General features: G+C 40.1%; 15 protein-coding genes. 8 read left to right on the forward strand and 7 right to left on the reverse strand.

Translation table 11 applies throughout. The features are described from left to right. Positions 1–20: 20 nt before the first annotated feature. From ACXZ1K_RS19220 to ACXZ1K_RS19230, 3 genes are read right to left on the reverse strand one after another with little or no spacing between them, the layout of a single operon-like run. Positions 21–653: a DUF5683 domain-containing protein gene (locus ACXZ1K_RS19220; protein ID WP_458971306.1), complete on the reverse strand. Its 633-nt coding sequence runs from the start codon at positions 651–653 to the stop codon at positions 21–23. Continuing rightward, positions 653–1,576 carry a ParB/RepB/Spo0J family partition protein gene (locus ACXZ1K_RS19225; protein WP_458971307.1) on the reverse strand — a complete coding sequence of 308 codons (924 nt, stop codon included), beginning with the start codon at positions 1,574–1,576 and terminating at the stop codon, positions 653–655. The genes ACXZ1K_RS19220 and ACXZ1K_RS19225 overlap by 1 nt, the downstream gene beginning before the upstream one ends. Before the next feature lie 10 nt (positions 1,577–1,586). Next, positions 1,587–2,390, reverse strand: a complete 804-nt coding sequence (locus ACXZ1K_RS19230; protein ID WP_458971308.1) for a ParA family protein — start codon at positions 2,388–2,390, stop codon at positions 1,587–1,589. Positions 2,391–2,569: 179 nt separating this feature from the next. Here ACXZ1K_RS19230 and ACXZ1K_RS19235 point away from each other — a divergent pair, with 179 nt between their 5' ends. After that, positions 2,570–3,091: an NADPH-dependent FMN reductase gene (locus ACXZ1K_RS19235; RefSeq protein WP_458971309.1), complete on the forward strand. Its 522-nt coding sequence runs from the start codon at positions 2,570–2,572 to the stop codon at positions 3,089–3,091. Here ACXZ1K_RS19235 and ACXZ1K_RS19240 read toward each other — a convergent pair. After that, complete coding sequence (locus ACXZ1K_RS19240) at positions 3,078–3,536, reverse strand: substrate-binding domain-containing protein (protein WP_458971310.1); 459 nt, start codon at positions 3,534–3,536, stop codon at positions 3,078–3,080. The genes ACXZ1K_RS19235 and ACXZ1K_RS19240 overlap by 14 nt on opposite strands. 144 nt (positions 3,537–3,680) lie before the next feature. Between ACXZ1K_RS19240 and ACXZ1K_RS19245 the strand changes: the two genes are divergently transcribed. Next, a complete protein-coding gene (locus tag ACXZ1K_RS19245; RefSeq protein ID WP_458971311.1) occupies positions 3,681–5,213 on the forward strand; it encodes an ABC transporter substrate-binding protein in 1,533 nt (510 codons plus the stop codon). Position 5,214: 1 nt separating this feature from the next. Here ACXZ1K_RS19245 and ACXZ1K_RS19250 read toward each other — a convergent pair whose 3' ends face one another. Beyond that, positions 5,215–7,632 (reverse strand): TonB-dependent receptor, encoded by a 2,418-nt coding sequence (locus ACXZ1K_RS19250; protein ID WP_458971312.1) that lies wholly within the window; start codon positions 7,630–7,632, stop codon positions 5,215–5,217. Between the two features lie 193 nt (positions 7,633–7,825). Here ACXZ1K_RS19250 and ACXZ1K_RS19255 point away from each other — a divergent pair, with 193 nt between their 5' ends. Both ACXZ1K_RS19255 and ACXZ1K_RS19260 read left to right on the forward strand, forming a co-directional pair. Beyond that, the gene (locus tag ACXZ1K_RS19255) at positions 7,826–8,188 is read left to right on the forward strand and encodes an RNA recognition motif domain-containing protein (RefSeq protein ID WP_458971313.1); all 363 of its coding nucleotides are present in this window, start codon (positions 7,826–7,828) and stop codon (positions 8,186–8,188) included. A gap of 68 nt (positions 8,189–8,256) precedes the next feature. Continuing rightward, complete coding sequence (locus ACXZ1K_RS19260; protein WP_458971314.1) at positions 8,257–9,900, forward strand: GH32 C-terminal domain-containing protein; 1,644 nt, start codon at positions 8,257–8,259, stop codon at positions 9,898–9,900. Positions 9,901–9,926: 26 nt separating this feature from the next. On the opposite strand, the gene leuS is transcribed toward ACXZ1K_RS19260, so the two are convergent. Together leuS and ACXZ1K_RS19270 are read right to left on the reverse strand one after the other, a co-directional pair. Further along, entirely contained in the window at positions 9,927–12,725 is a 2,799-nt protein-coding gene (gene leuS / locus ACXZ1K_RS19265) for a leucine--tRNA ligase (protein ID WP_458973265.1), read from the reverse strand. Between the two features lie 87 nt (positions 12,726–12,812). Continuing rightward, positions 12,813–14,033 carry a chloride channel protein gene (locus tag ACXZ1K_RS19270; RefSeq protein WP_458971315.1) on the reverse strand — a complete coding sequence of 407 codons (1,221 nt, stop codon included), beginning with the start codon at positions 14,031–14,033 and terminating at the stop codon, positions 12,813–12,815. A gap of 144 nt (positions 14,034–14,177) precedes the next feature. Here ACXZ1K_RS19270 and ACXZ1K_RS19275 point away from each other — a divergent pair, with 144 nt between their 5' ends. The 4 genes from ACXZ1K_RS19275 to truB are packed head-to-tail and all read left to right on the forward strand — an operon-like array spanning position 14,178 to position 16,806. Further along, a complete protein-coding gene (locus ACXZ1K_RS19275; RefSeq protein WP_458971316.1) occupies positions 14,178–15,056 on the forward strand; it encodes a cell division protein FtsX in 879 nt (292 codons plus the stop codon). Then, positions 15,056–15,280 (forward strand): DUF3098 domain-containing protein, encoded by a 225-nt coding sequence (locus tag ACXZ1K_RS19280; RefSeq protein WP_458971317.1) that lies wholly within the window; start codon positions 15,056–15,058, stop codon positions 15,278–15,280. Before ACXZ1K_RS19275 ends, ACXZ1K_RS19280 begins: the two co-directional genes overlap by 1 nt. A gap of 4 nt (positions 15,281–15,284) precedes the next feature. Beyond that, positions 15,285–16,079 (forward strand): undecaprenyl-diphosphate phosphatase, encoded by a 795-nt coding sequence (locus ACXZ1K_RS19285; protein WP_458971318.1) that lies wholly within the window; start codon positions 15,285–15,287, stop codon positions 16,077–16,079. 25 nt (positions 16,080–16,104) lie between these two features. Further along, on the forward strand, positions 16,105–16,806 hold the full coding sequence (gene truB / locus ACXZ1K_RS19290) for a tRNA pseudouridine(55) synthase TruB (RefSeq protein WP_458971319.1): 702 nt from the start codon (positions 16,105–16,107) through the stop codon (positions 16,804–16,806). Positions 16,807–16,808 lie beyond the last annotated feature (2 nt).

Here is a 16,808-nt window from a genome sequence, read left to right on the forward strand (position 1 = left end):
TTGAGCTGGCTGCAAATATATTACAATGAAAGCGTAATCTTTAATCCGGGAGCAATGGAATTATTACCGTACATGCTGCCTCCATTTATTATACCGGGAGTAACTTTAAAAGCTACATCCCCAACATCAAAATACTTAAGGCGCGCATCAACATAAGCTTCTACAATATTGAGAAGATAAAGACCGGCCAGAGAAAAAATAACGACCTCACGATTTCTTCGGGCGTTATCTTTAGCACTTGTTAAACCTTCAGTCGGTATTCGAGCATATGGACTCAAAGGATTCACTACTCCCTTGTTGTCATTTCTGTCTATTAATTCTTGCTTATAGGCTTGGTAGGCTTTGTTATTATCAATATAGGAAAGTGTCAACAAAGTTGCACCAGTATAGATACCTGCTACTTTGGCCAGGCGATATACAGTAACTCCGTTTCCAATTTGCCCCAACCCTGGAACAATTGCCGATCTGAAAGCCGCCCGCCTCCCAGCAATTTTACCTGGGTTGATGTACTTAGCCTTTAGTGTATCGGTCTTTTTTGTCCTTGAAGTATCGGCAATGGAAGTATCACGCACATTAGATGGCGTTTTCACCTGAGCGCTTACCACTCCGGCTAACAGAAAAAGCAGAAAACAAAAAAGCAGGGATTTATGCATTACCAATCTAATAGTTCAAGAATGCGACTGAGGTCATCTTGTGAAACGAAAGGGATTTCTATTGCGCCTTTCCCATTTTCTGAGACTTTCAATTTTACACCAGTTGAAAACTTTGATGCCAGTTCCCGCTGAAGCTTTTGGTATTCAAAAGACATAGGTGTTGCTTTTTTCGCAGGTTTGACCGGCTCTTCATTCCCAAGATTCCTAACCAGTTCCTCAACTTTACGAACAGACAAGCCTTGTGCAATGATCTGATTATGTATTAGCAATTGCTTTTGCACAGAATCAACGCTGATTAATGCCCTGGCATGTCCCATTGATATTTTTTGATCGCGTATAGAGACTTGTATTTCTGGTGGTAATTTAAGCAAACGCAAGTAGTTGGTAACCGTAGAGCGGTTTTTGCCAACCCTATCTCCCAGTTGATCCTGTTTCAAGTTACACTCTTCCATCATCCGTTGAAAACTTAAAGCCACTTCAATAGCGTTAAGATTTTCTCTTTGGATATTTTCTATCAATGCCATTTCCAACATTTGCTGGTCGTTGGCACTGCGTATGTATGCAGGTATTTCAGTTAAGCCAGCTAACTTGGAAGCCCTTAAACGGCGCTCCCCTGAGATTAACTGGTAACCTCCATTTGGTTTTTTTCTAACAGTTATAGGCTGGATTAGTCCCTGAACACGAATCGATTCAGACAATTCATTAAGTGCTACCTGATCAAATTCAGTACGGGGTTGATATGGATTGGTTTCCACATCACTGATCTTAACGTGACCGATATTATTGCTATTACCCCCTTCTTGCCTGGTTTCGCTAACAGGAGCAACCCCATTGCTACCTTTTGGCGGGTTTACAGAGTCAGAATCATCTAAAAGCGCACTTAACCCTTTACCTAAACCTGTTTTTCGCTGAAAAGATGTCATTAAATATAAATTAAATAATAGCTGTTGTTTGGCTCTCTAATTCCTTTACCATTCCGTTCTTTCGAACGATTTCGCGTGCAAGGTTGAGGTAATTTATCGCTCCCTTACAATTGGCATCATGCATTATTACCGAAACACCATAACTTGGCGCCTCGCTTAACCGGGTGTTACGCTGTATAATCGTTTCAAAAACCAAATCCTGAAAATGTGTTTTCACTTCCTCCACGACCTGGTTAGAAAGTCGAAGACGTACATCATACATCGTCAGCAAAATACCTTCTATCTCCAGTTCAGGATTTAAACGGTTTTGGACAATTTTAATTGTGTTCAGCAATTTACCGAGTCCTTCTAATGCAAAATATTCGCATTGAACGGGAATAATAACAGAATCCGCTGCAGTCAGGGCATTAATGGTGATCAGACCTAACGATGGCGAACAATCAACAATAATAAAATCATACTGATCCTTTACCTTTTCCAACACCGCTTTCATCTTATACTCCCTGTTGTTGAGGTTGATCATTTCAATCTCGGCACCAACCAGATCAATATGTGCAGGGAGTAAATCTAAATTAGGAGTTTCTGTTTTTTGAATAGCCTCAGATGGCTCTATATCATTTATGATGCATTCGTAAATGCTATTTTTTATATTTCTCGGATCAAATCCAATACCTGAGGTTGAATTTGCCTGCGGATCCGCATCAACCAATAAGGTCCGATATTCCAGTACAGCCAAACTTGCGGCCAGATTGATTGATGAAGTAGTTTTACCTACACCACCTTTCTGATTTGCCAATGCAATAATTTTACTCATCTATTCTATTCCTATTTCAATTGTTGTGTAAGACTTGTTCTTTGCCCGATATAAATATGTAAAAAATACTATTTTTGCGATGTTCCGGGCGTATTTTACGGATAGCTAAGATACAAAGTAAATGATAATTTAATTACTTACGCCATAAGTGTTTTAAACATCTTATTAACAATTTAGACATGTTAACTATCATATCGGGTACAAACAGGGCCGGAAGCAACACCTTAAAAGTTGCTAAATATTATCAGAAAACCTTGGCTACAAAAGGCTTAGATTCCAGCATTCTCAATCTGGAAGATTTACCAGATAACCTGCTTGCCACTGATTTATATGGAAAAAGAAGTAAGGAATTCGCATCCATCCTAAACCGCGTTGCCGAAACAACTAAGTTCCTTTTTATCATACCTGAATATAATGGCAGCTTTCCAGGTGTACTGAAACTTTTCATTGATGCTTGTGATTTTCCTGAAAGCTTCTATAACAAAAAGGCAGCACTTGTAGGTGTTTCTTCTGGTAAATACGGAAACATACGGGGCATTGATCATTTTGGTGGTGTTTGCAGTTACCTGCACCTTCATGTGTTGCCTCTTCGAATTCATATCCCCACAATAAAAACTGAAATTGATGAAAACGGAAATTTCTATAAAGAAGACACTTTAAGGTTTACGGGAGAGCAAATGGATAAACTTATTTTGTTTTGAAACTGATCCAGGTATCACCCTCATTACCGAAAACAAAGTAGCCGGGATATAGCATTTCAGCAAGGTCTTCCAAAGACTCCACTATATCTTCTGCGTTGGTAGAGAATGCAGCTTCAGTATCCCACAAATAAACCCGGTTAAATTCTACAGCGGGCCATTCTTCATTTAGCAGGGCTGGCACTGCTCCCATCAAATGCAAAGCACTCTGCCCTTGTTCTGCGTAAATCAGTACTCTGGCAGCGGTTGCATCATATTGTAGTTCTCCGCCCGCCTCTTCCAACAATTCTCTAAAATTACCGACCAGCATATTATTTGTATCCAAACATACCACAGAAACCTTATCCATAAATTTGATTTTGTGCTGTATGATGTCTACACGCTCCTGAAGCTGTTCGCGCAGATCTTCGTCAGCAACTTCATTTATCAGTGCATTTAAAAAGGACATAATGATTTATTTCTTACTTTGTGCAAAATTAGTATTCCTTACCTGATGCATCGTATTATATTCAATATTTTTTGCGGACTGCTACTCACCTTTTTTATTTCCTGCGGCGGCGTTGTTTCCAGCAACAAAAAGAAAACATTTAATATGAATATAGATCAGGGATTGACTTCAATGGACCCTGCATTTGCCCGAAACCAAAACGCGATGTGGATGATCAACCAAGTCTTTAATGGCCTGGTGCAAATAGATAGTGTCTTAAATACTGTTCCATGTATCGCAAAATCCTGGCAAATAAGTAACGACGGGTTGATTTATACCTTTAACCTGCGTAACGACGTTTTTTTTCACGATGACCCTTTGTTCAAGGGCGGAAAAGGAAGAAAAGTTATTGCCTCAGATTTTACCTATAGCTTTTTCAGGCTCATTGACCCAAAAGTAGCTTCATCAGGGGGCTGGATTTTTAGTGATAAAGTTAAGGACATCAATAGCTTTAAAGCACTTAACGATTCTACTTTCCAGATACATTTGACTAAGCCATCTCCAGCTTTCATTAAGATATTGGCAACCCAATATTGTTCTGTTGTTCCAAAAGAAGTTGTGGAGCATTATGGAAAGGATTTTCGCAGTCACCCGATAGGCACTGGTCCATTTAAATTTAAATACTGGAAGGAGGATGAGATACTGGTTTTGTTAAAAAATGAACATTATTGGGAAAAGCTAAACGGAGTACAACTGCCTTTTTTGGATGCTGTGAAAGTCAGCTTCATCTCTGATAAGCAAAGCGCCTTCATGAACTTCATAAAAAAGGAACTTGATTTTTTTGATAAGGTTGACGGAAGCTACCGCGATGATATTTTGACGAAAAGCGGAAAGATGACACGTAAATATAGGGGCCAATTCAACCTTACCAAAAGCCCTTACCTATGCACAGAATATGTAGGTATTCTTGTAGATACCAATGTTGCCATTGCAAACAAATCTCCGCTGAAATACAAAAAGGTTAGGCAGGCCATTAGTTATGCTATAGACAAACCAAAACTGATCAAATACCTTCGTAACGGCGTTGGGATACCTGCAACCTCAGGCTTTATACCACAAGGCATGCCTGGTTTCGATAGTTCAATAGTGCATGGATATCATTATAATCCAGAAAAAGCAGCTAAGCTATTGGCAGAGGCAGGGTATCCTGATGGAAAAGGAATGCCTCAAGTTACGTTGAATACTTCTACAACCTACAAGGACCTGATTGAGTTTATACAGGGTGAATTGCATGCAATAGGTATCAATGTAAAAGTAGATGCAAGTCCTAGCGCAAGCTTGCGTGATCTGATGTCTAAAAACGAAGTTAATTTCTTTAGAGGCTCCTGGATTGCAGATTATCCGGATGCGGAAAACTACCTGGCAATGTTCTATTCGAAAAACAAAGTGCCCAACGGCCCAAATTACACTGCTTATTACAATAATGATTTCGACAGACTTTTTGAACAGAGCTACTATATTAGCGATGATAAAGCGAGGCATAAGCTTTATCAGCAGATGGACAATATGGTAATGGAATACGCCAATGTGATCCCAATATTTTACGACCAATCGGTAACCATGACCCAAAAAAATATTAGCGGGTTTGTTATAAACCCGCTAAATTTAATGATACTAAAAACCGTTAAGAAGAAATAGCTTATTGCTGCTGTACTCCGCCCATACCGCCACCTTGTTGCTGCTGTTCCTCTTTTTTCAAATCATCGTTCTTAACCGTTTTCTTTTGCGTAAACTTAAGCTTACCGAAATTGTAGCTAAAGTTGATACCAAAAGAGCGCAGCGGGTAATGAATATTAGTACTCTGAAGTGAAATTGCTGTCTGATTTACAGTTTTGATATTAAGATCCCTGGCGAAAGGATTTAATACATTAAGGCCAACTGTAGCTTTCTTGTTCAATATCTCTTTTTTCACTGCGCCACCATAAAAGTACATCATGTCAGTTTTGCCCTGAAAAGTACGTTTTGGCGAATTAATTACTCCCCAAAGCTCTGTGCTCCAGCCACCGCTAAAACCATATGCAGAACGAGCGAACAAGTTATAATTAACCAGCGTTCCAGTATTGATGTTGTTGCTGCTATTGTTAACCTCATAAGTATTCAAACCGAAATTACTCATCAATGTCCACTTTGGTTTAGGGTTGTAAGAGCCGAAAACGTTGAACCCGTAAGACCTGCTGGTACCAACATTGGTGTAGGTTGTTAAGTTCTTTCCATCTTCAATCGGCCTGATGGTACTTTCAATAACATCTTGGGTATTTCGGTAAAATATAGAAGCGTTAATAACAGAACCCTTTATAAATGTAGAATAACCAAGTTCAATATTATCAGTAAGCTCCGGAGATAATTTTGGATTACCTTCCATAGGGTTAAACACATCGCTTTCGTTTCTAAAGGGATTCAAATAGAACAAACTTGGGCGCTGTACTCTACGGTTGTAGCTCAACTTAAGGGTAGTCATCGGACTTAGGCTCCTTGAGATGATCGCACTTGGAAATAAATTAAAATAATGATTATCAAAAGGAACCGTATTTCCGGCAAGGCCATCTATTTTTGTATACTCTGCCCGTAAACCCGCTTTTGCCGTTATCTTTTTGGTAAGCTTAAATCCTATTACCCCGTATGCAGATGCCACATTTTGGTCGTAATCAAAATCTTGTGCTGCCTGATTGTAATCGCTGGTTATTTTTCTTGCAATTCCTTTAAGTCCGGTTTCTAATATGGTGGTTTTGCTAAACGGATAAACATAATCGCTTTGCAGTGTATATTCATTGTTTTTACCTGTATTGTTACCTAAAATGGTTAAAGAAGACGGTATGGTAATTCCTATAAACTCATTAGAGAAATCACTGGTATTTCTACCGGTAGATAGTTGCCCGGATACACTAAATTCCTCACCTTCCCTTTTAGTCGTTTTCCTGTAATCGGCAGTCCAGTCCATGTTTCTAAATCCCATATCCATATCTCTGATATTACGCGAAAGCACGTTATTTGCATTGATATCTGTGCTACCCGGACCACCATTTGAAAAACTGTTGAATTTTACATTCGTTGAAAAGTTGTTGTAAGCATTCAAATCATAATCCAAACCTGCACTTCCGTTATAACCAACACGCGACCATTTAGAATATCCATCCTGTGAAATGGTAGTTGTAGTTCCATTTACTGTTGATGTATTGAAGTTTTGTACATGCGAATTTTGAGGATAAGCATGGTTTAAACCCAAACTAGTAGTTAAAGCCAACCGGCCTGTTTTAACATTTAAGTTAAAAGCCCCGTTGTTAGATCTCGTACCTACCGAAGTATTGAGGCTGCCGCTTGTGCCTTCAGCATTGCTTTTCTTAGTAATGATGTTGATAATACCCCCAGAGCCTTCTGCGTCATATTTAGCTGAAGGGCTAGTAATTACCTCCACACTTTTTATTTGTTCTGCTGGGATCATTTTTAAGGCGTCGGCAACACTGTTAGCCATGGTGCCCGAAGGCTTTCCATTGATTAACACCCTAACTGCACTTCCGCGCAACTGAACATTTCCGTTCATGTCTACCGAAAGCATCGGCACCTTACGCATCACATCCGTAGCATCTCCTCCGGCATTGGTAATATCCGCTTCCGCATTATACACTAACCTGTCAACCTTATTCTCGATCATCGCTTTTTGGCCCACAATAGCCACCTCTTTCAAGTTGCTTTCAATAGCAGCCAGGTAAATGGTACCGGCATTGTAATCGGGTTTTTCCGGGCTAGTTGCTATTTTAACAGTTTTAGATTTATAACCCAGAAAGCCAACGGCCATTAGATAAGAGTCTGGTGCGATATTTTGTAGCACCACTTTCCCTTTTTCATCTGTAACACCACCATTAACTGATTTATTTGTTGTTGCTTTTGTTAATGCGATACTGGCATAATCAACCGGTTTTTTCGTCGCAGAATCAAGCACAATGGCAGTGATCCGGCCCACAACTTTTGGTTTTTGAGATGCCCCTCCACCCATCGGAAACTGCGCTTTGACAGTAGTGAACAGCCCTAATCCCGCAATTAAAAGTATAATTCTTTTCATATATTTTGTATTTCTTCAATTAGTCTGCGCAAGGTCGTATTTGTTACACTAAGACCCAATAGATTTTAGTCAAGCCTCAGGGAAAACTCGGTGAAATAATCCTTTTTATCGGTATAAGTTCCTTAGCAGTTACCCAAGCGCAAATGTTGGTTGTTATTCTAATTAGCCTTACCTTTGAGGCACTATTTATAACATGATTAAACTTTTTATTGCGGGTTACCCGCCAGATGTGCAGGATGAAGAACTGATCGAAATGTTCAGCTTTTACGGAATGATGCATAGTATTAACCTGATAGTGGACAAAGTAAGTCTAAAGCACAAGGGATTTGGTTTTATTGAAATGCTTGACCAAACAGGCGCGGATCGAGCCATTGCCGGATTACACGGCACTGTTTTTAAAGGAAGAAAAATTACAGTTAAGATTGCCGACGAGGACAGAGAAAAGAAGCCAAGAGTGTTTCGTCCAGGCAGGTTTGACAATCAGGCTCGTGTTAACGATCGGGATCATGAGGTAGTTACAAACACTAAACGCCCAAGAAAGCTGATTTCCAGATAACAATTAATTATATTTTCCTACTTTCGTTAGGCCTGGGTAAACCGGCATATAACCAACCTAACACAAGTATGAAATCCGTTTTTAAGAAAATCATCACTGCAGTCTTAGTTTTGCAATGCGGAATTGCAATGGCAGCAGATATCTCCATTAAGATCACTAAAAAGTACCTTAATTTTCCTATTTCTCAACGACAAAACAGGGCTGCAATGCGCCTTGAAGTTGACGGAAAATTGGAACAGTCATTTGTGATCCGGCTCTCGGCCGATCCTGAGTACTGGACTTTTACCGATGTAAGCGCATTTAAGGGAAAAACAATAAGGATTAGCTACGATGGTGACGCAGCAGGGTTAAGCAAAATTTATCAGGATGATAAAATTAACGGTCAGGATTCTATTTACCATGAAAAAAACCGTCCGCAATACCATTTTACCACCAGAAGAGGGTGGATCAACGACCCAAATGGAATGATTTTTTATGAAGGCGAATACCACCTTTTTTACCAGCATAACCCTTATGAAAGAGAGTGGGAAAACATGTCATGGGGCCATGCGGTAAGCAAAGACATGATACATTGGGATGAACTTCCCGTAGCGCTCCATCCTGATAAGCTGGGCACCATGTTTTCAGGATCTACAGTAATTGATTATCAAAATACCTCTGGCTTCGGCAATGGAAAAACCCCAGCAATGGTTGCAGCCTATACCGTAGATAATCCCGAGAAAGAAATTCAATGTATTGCTTACAGCTTAGATAAAGGGCGTACATGGACGAAATATGCCGCCAATCCAGTTATCGATTCCAAAGCAAAATGGAATAGCAAAGATACGCGCGATCCACGTATGTTTTGGTATAAACCTGGTAACCATTGGGTAATGGTGCTGAATGAAAGAGATGGACATTCCATCTATAATTCCAAAAATTTAAAAGACTGGACGTTCGAAAGTCACATTACAGGTTTCTGGGAATGCCCGGATTTATTCGAGTTACCAATAGATGGTGATAAAAGCAAAACAAAATGGGTAATGTACGGCGCTTCTAACACCTATATGATTGGTTCATTTGACGGAAAGACTTTTACTCCCGAGCACGGCAAGTATCAATATACAACTGGAACTATATATGCCGCACAAACCTTTACCAATATGCCTGAAAGTGATCCGAGGAGGATTCAAATAGGTTGGGGAAGGGTTCAGCAGCCAGGCATGCCATTTAACAATATGATGCTTTTACCCACTGAGCTAACACTAAAAACGACAAATGATGGACTCAGGTTGTTCAGCTCACCAATAAAAGAGGCTGAACAGCTTTTCGAGAAAGCACATGAATGGCCTACGTTAACTTCGGATGATGCCAACGCAAAACTGAAAGAATTTTATAATGCCGACCGGTTTAGAGTAAAAGCCACCATAAAGATGTCTTACGCCACCAGTGCTGGTTTTAATTTATTTGCCCAGCGAGTATTGGACTATGACATGAATTTCAATACGATAAATGGCGTGCTTTATTCACCGGAAAAAATTGGCAGTATGGAACTTACTGCGGATATATATGTTGACAGAACTTCTATTGAAGTTTTTATAGATGGTGGAAAATACTCTTATTCTATGGAACGCAAGCCTAATCCGGACAATAAAGAAGGATTACACTTCTGGGGAAATAATATAGAAGTTAAAAATCTGGAGATTTATAATGTTAAATCCATTTGGAAGTAACTTCTAAATAAGAATAGTGAATATTGTTAAATAACAATATTCACTATTCTTCCCTTTACAACAATAACTTTCTTAGGAATGCTACCATCCAAATATTTTTGCACGTCTGCATTGGCTAGAACAGCTTCTTCAATCTCCTTAACTTCAAGCGATAAATTGAGGTTTAAATTTAAACGCGTTTTACCATTTACAGAGATTGGGTAACTGAACTCGTCCTCAACCATATATTCTGGCTTAAATTGCGGGTATGTCGCAAAAGACAAACTTCCGGCCTCATTACCCAGCAATGTCCAAAGCTCTTCACAGATGTGTGGGGCATAAGCTGCAAGAACAACAACCAGGTCTTCTAGAACCTGTCTGTTTTTACATTTTAAGTCCGTCAATTCATTTACCGCGATCATAAAGCTAGACACCGAAGTATTGAACGAGAAACGCTCAATATCGTCCTGAACTTTTTTGATGATCTTATGCAAGGCTTTTAGCTCTGCTTTTGACGGTACAGAGTCCTCTACGTTAAATACCCATTGATCGTTATGGAACAAACGCCAGAATTTACGCAAGAATTTGAAAACGCCTTCTATGCCGTTTGTGTTCCATGGCTTACTTTGTTCCAGCGGACCCAAGAACATTTCGTACATACGAAGTGTATCTGCCCCGTAGTTTTGAATAAGCACATCTGGATTAACTACGTTAAATTTTGACTTTGACATTTTCTCAACCTCAACGCCGCAGATGTATTTCCCATTTTCCAGGATAAATTCAGCATTAGCAAATTCAGGTCTGAAAAGCTTGAATTTCTCAACGTTAAGTATCTCGTTTTCAACAATGTTCACATCAACATGAAGAGCAGATGTTTTGTAATCCTTTTTTAAGCCTTGTGAAACGAGTGTATTGGTGCCTCTTCCGGCATCATCCACCACGCGATATACAAAATTGCTTCTGCCCTGGATCATCCCCTGGTTAATCAGCTTTTTAAATGGCTCTTCTTCCTGAACGTAACCAAGATCTTTTAGAAACTTGTTCCAGAAACGGCTGTACAACAGGTGACCGGTGGCATGCTCAGCGCCCCCAATGTAAAGATCTACATCTTTCCAATAGGCAATGGCTTTTTTAGATGCAAAATCACTTTCGTTGTTGGCATCCATGTAGCGATACCAGTACCAACTTGATCCTGCCCATCCCGGCATTGTGCTCAGTTCATATTCATATTGATTTTCATAACTCCAATCTTCGGCTCTGCCCAATGGTGGCTCTCCGGTTTCTGTTGGAAGATATTTGTCAATTTCTGGCAGCATTAAAGGTAATTCCTCTTCTTTAATTAGATACGGCAACCCGTCCTTGAAATAAACAGGAATAGGTTCGCCCCAGTAACGCTGGCGACCGAATATGGCATCGCGCATGCGGTAATTGATTTTTGCTTTACCAACTCCATTTTCTTCAATCCAGGAGTTTAATGTCTGAATTGCTTCTTTGTAGCCCAAGCCATTTATAAATCCTGAATTGATATATGCGCCTTCTTTTGTTGGATCTGCCTGAATATCAATATCTTTTTGACCGTCTAAAATTTGTATAATAGGAAGGTTGAAATGTGTGGCAAATAACCAGTCGCGCTGATCTCCGCTTGGCACACCCATAACAGCTCCAGTCCCGTAACCAGCAAGCACATAATCCGCGATCCAAAGTTGTACGCGCTCTCCATTTACAGGATTGATTACATAGCTTCCGGTAAAGGCTCCAGATACAGTTTTGGTATCGGCCATGCGGTCAAGCTCAGATTTCTTTTTAGTTTGAGCAATGTAGTTGTCAACATCACCCCGCTGCGCTGGTGTAGTTAAAACAGCAACAAGTTCATGTTCTGGCGCAAGCACCAAATAAGAAACACCAAATATAGTATCAACACGGGTTGTAAATACTTCTATATAATCGGCAATGCCTGCCGGGGCATTGTCAATAGCAAACCTTACGCTCGCACCTACGCTCTTACCTATCCAGTTCCGCTGCATTTCTTTAACAGGCTCTGGCCAGTCGATCGTGTTCAAGCCTTGCAGCAAACGTTCAGCATATGCTGAAATACGCATGCTCCATTGCATCATTTTCTTTTGCTCAACGGGGTGACCTCCGCGTTCAGAATATCCGTCCTTAACTTCGTCGTTCGCAAGAACAGTTCCCAGTGCTGCGCACCAATTTACTGTACTTTCCCTTAAGTAAGTTAAACGGTATTTTAATAGCTCAGTCTGTTTCTGCTGACTGGACATCATAGCCCAATCGGAAGGCAGGAAGGTGCTTACATCTTCATCGCAAACGGCCTTTACATCGGCACTGCCTGAAGCATTAAATTTTTCTATAAGGGTAGTGATGTCTTCCGCACGATCAGTTTCCAGGTTATACCAGGAATTGAACAACTGCATAAAGATCCATTGGGTCCATTTGTAATACTCAGGATCGCTGGTGCGTACTTCTCTGCTCCAATCAAAAGAGAAACCAATCTGGTCCAATTGGGTGCGATAGGTGTTGATATTGGTCTCAGTAGTTAGTGCAGGGTGCTGACCAGTCTGTATGGCATACTGCTCAGCCGGTAAGCCGAAAGAGTCGTATCCCATAGGATGAAGCACGTTAAACCCCTTTAGTCTTTTATAGCGTGCAAATATATCTGATGCAATGTAACCAAGAGGGTGACCAACATGTAAGCCCGCGCCTGAAGGATAAGGAAACATGTCTAACACGTAATATTTAGGCTTTGAATTGTCTGTCTCTGCTTTGAAAGTTTGATTTTGAGCCCAGTGTTTTTGCCACTTCTGCTCTATTTCTTTAAACTGGTAATCCATTACTAATGTCTTGATTAACGCTGCCTCAGCGTGGTGCATTTTTTTGTGAGAGGCAAAAATAAGGAATTATGTCTGGTTTGGAAAGGATTAGTAAAATAGAGCTGGAGAGCCGAACAAAAAATGCCTTGGGCTCCTATTTTGCGGAACATTGTATATGCTTTTAGAACCGGAAATAAAGTAGGAAACCACACAGGCAATGCTAATATAAATGCAAGCGGAGAGGCCGAACAACTCGGCAGACATGGCAATGCAGGCCAATGGTGTTTTTGCAGCACCCGCAAATACAGCTACAAAGCCCATACCTGCAAGCAGGCCAACCGGCAACGGCAGAAATATAGCAAGAGCACTACCCAAAGTAGCACCTATAAAAAACAGTGGAGTGACCTCTCCCCCTTTAAAACCAAAACCCAATGTTAAAGCGGTTAAGGCTATTTTAAGCAGGAAATCTTGAGGAGCAGAAACGCTTCTGAAGGCTTCAGAAATGGATGGGATACCCAGACCAATTAATTTGTATAAAGCAAAAACAATAACCAGAACGGCCACTATAATACCCCCAACAAACGGTCTGGCCGGTGGATATTTGATGAGCTTGCTAACGCTGGAAACTTGATGAGTGAGTATGACAAAAAGAAGGGCTGATAGGCCAAAGAAGATACCAGCAAGTGCAGCTGCGCCTAATCCAACCAGGTTAATTGTAGGGATGAGACCAATGCTATAAGTTGTATGAGTTGTGCCCCACAGCTTGGTAATATAATCAGCACTATATGCCGCGATCACTGCTGGAACTATCGCTTTGTAAGGAAATTTGGCGATTAGCAATACCTCAATACCAAAAATTGCCCCAGCCAGCGGCGTGCCAAATACGGACCCGAAACCTGCACTTAATGCGGCGATGATAACTAGCACTCTCTCTTGGGTACTCAATTTAAACGGAGTATGAAGCTGATCTGCCGCTGAGGCCGACATTTGAAGCGCTGTTCCCTCTCGCCCTGCTGATCCACCAAATAAATGGGTGACGAGTGTACCAATTAGCACAAGAACCGACATTTTAAGAGGAATTACATCCTTTGGCGAATGAATGGTATCAAAAACCAGGTTATTACCACGCTCTACAGTTTTACCATAATGATGATAAATAAACCCGATGAGTAAGCCCGCAAGAGGAAGAAAATAGATTAAATACTGATGGTTATCCCTAAAACTGGTTACAAAGTTTAGCGCAGTAAGAAAAAATGCAGAAAGAGTACCGGCAACAACGCTAACGATGATCAACAGCAAGAACCACTTAAAAAGATATTTTATAGACATGCCGTTTCAAATATATAATTTTCTGTGCGCATGAGGGTAAGCGTTAAATAATGTTAAAAAGAAACCACGCTCTACAGATAAAAAGGATATAATTTACTTTAGTTGCTTATATTTTTTATTTTCGCAAATATAATTTACTAATACATGGAAGAATTTGAAGTGAGTGATGCTTCTAAGAAGACAAAGACCATTTATATTTCTACAATATTTAGTATAGCCTTAGTCTTACTAATGCTGGGAATGCTCGGATTGATATTGGTGCATGCTAAAAACCTTTCCAACTATGTAAAAGAGAATATCGTTCTCAATATCATTGTTGATGAGGGTGCAAAGGAAGCCGATATCCTTCAGTTTCAAAAAGAATTAAACGCAAATCCTGCGATAAAGAATACGCAGTACGTGAACAAGGATATGGCGGCAAGGAATCTGACCAACGACCTTGGCGAAGACTTTGTGAACTTTCTAGGTTATAACCCACTTTTGTCAACTGTTGACGTGTATTTGAAAGCCGATTTTGCCAATGCGAAAGGAATCGATGCACTCAAAGCAAGTATTTCAAAAAATCCGGTGGTTAAGGAAGTGATCTATCAGAGCTCGCTAATTGATATGGTGAACAACAACATCAACACAATTGGATTAATTATACTCGGCTTTGCTGCAATATTGCTCATCATATCCGTTGCTCTAATTAACAACACCATTAGGTTAGCAATTTACTCTCAGCGTTTTCTGATTAAAAGTATGCAGCTGGTTGGTGCTACCCGCGCCTTCATCCGCAAGCCATTTATTCTGCTTGCTGCATTGCATGGTTTAATTGCTGCCTTTATTGCCATATTAATATTGCTTGGACTGCTTTACTACGCCCAACGGGAAATTCCGGAAATTGTGATATTGAGAAATTATACAGAATTCGGTATTGTGCTCCTTGGTTTAGTTGGTGTAGGTATTTTTATAACAGCCATCAGCACCTCCTTTGCGGTTAGCCGGTATTTACGTTTAAAAATTTACGATCTTTATAGATAATGATAGAAAAGAAAGCAGCTCCTGCAACGCAGGAAAACAAATCAGAATTGGTTTTCACCAAAAAGAATTATCAGCTACTACTAATCAGCATTGCAATTGTGGTAGTTGGCTTTATTTTAATGATGGGTACTACAGATATCTACGACTTTAGAAAAACCTTATTGGCGCCAATGGTGGTGTTATTTGGTTTTAGTTTCGGTGTTTACGCCATCCTAAAGAAGTAGTTTCATGAATTATTTACAAGCCATTATCCTTGCTGTAATAGAAGGACTGACGGAGTTTTTGCCTGTTTCTTCTACCGGCCACATGATTATCGCTTCTTCTTTTATGGGTATTGCTTCTGATCCTTTTGTGAAATTATTCACCATTGCAATCCAGCTGGGCGCTATTCTTTCTGTTATTGTTCTGTACTTCAAGCGCTTTTTTCAAACTATAAATTTTTATATAAAACTTATCGTTGCTTTCATACCCGCAGCAGTTTTTGGATTTTTGTTAAGCGACAAGATTGACAAAATGCTTGAAAGTCCGCTTACGGTAGCTATTTCCCTGGTAGTTGGAGGTATTATTCTGCTCTTTGTGGACAAATGGTTTAATAAACCAACCATTCTTGAAGAAAAGGATATCACCTATCTTACTGCTTTAAAAATCGGTTTCTTTCAATGTTTGGCTATGATTCCGGGTACATCAAGATCGGGTGCAACTATCGTGGGTGGGATGTATTTAAACGCAAGCCGAAAGGTAGCTGCAGAATTCTCCTTCTTTTTAGCAGTACCAACAATGTTCGCGGCAACCGCTAAGAAACTACTTGACTTTTATAAAGAAGGACATACCATTTCCTCTGAACAAATTCAATTACTTGCTATTGGCAATATCATTGCATTTATTGTAGCATTGCTTGCTATCAAAAGCTTTATCGGCTATTTGAATAAAAACGGATTTAAGATGTTTGGATGGTATAGGATTATTGCAGGGATCATCATTATCATATTGCTGCAAACTGGTCACAACCTGCAAATTATATAGTATTAATTCCCTTTAACCTACCATTTTGAGTGTCGAAGAAATAGAAGAGAGAACTTTTAATTTTGCTGATGGTGAGCTTCTGCTCATTAACAAACCGTACCAATGGACCAGCTTTGACGTGGTTGGTAAAGTAAGAAATTCTTTAAAGCCGCTTAAACTGAAAGTAGGTCATGCAGGCACATTAGACCCGTTGGCTACAGGATTACTAATCCTTTGCACAGGCAAGCTGACTAAACAGATTGATACATTCCAGGCAGAAGAAAAAGAATACACCGGCACAATGATCCTTGGGGCTACTACCCCATCTTTTGATCTGGAAACAGTGATAGAACAAGAATTTCCATTGGATGGAATTACTAACCAAGCCATTTACGCAGCTACTGCCCCATTCATCGGCGACATACAGCAATATCCGCCAGCACATTCTGCTGTAAAAGTTAACGGCGAAAGGCTATATGTTAAAGCAAGACGAGGAGAAGAAACAGAACTCCGACTGCGTTTTGTAACGGTATCCGAATTCGAAATTACCAGGATTGCATTACCAGAAATAGATTTTAGAATAGTTTGCAGTAAAGGTACTTATATCCGCTCGCTGATATCTGATTTCGGGAAACACCTGAATAACGGGGCATATTTATCAAAACTTACCCGTACCCGCAGCGGCAACTTTTTATTAAAGGATGCTTATGAGGTAGCCGATCTGGTTAGTTATCTTCGTAATAAATAAAA

It is taken from the genome of Pedobacter jaeyakensis (genome assembly GCF_054461315.1).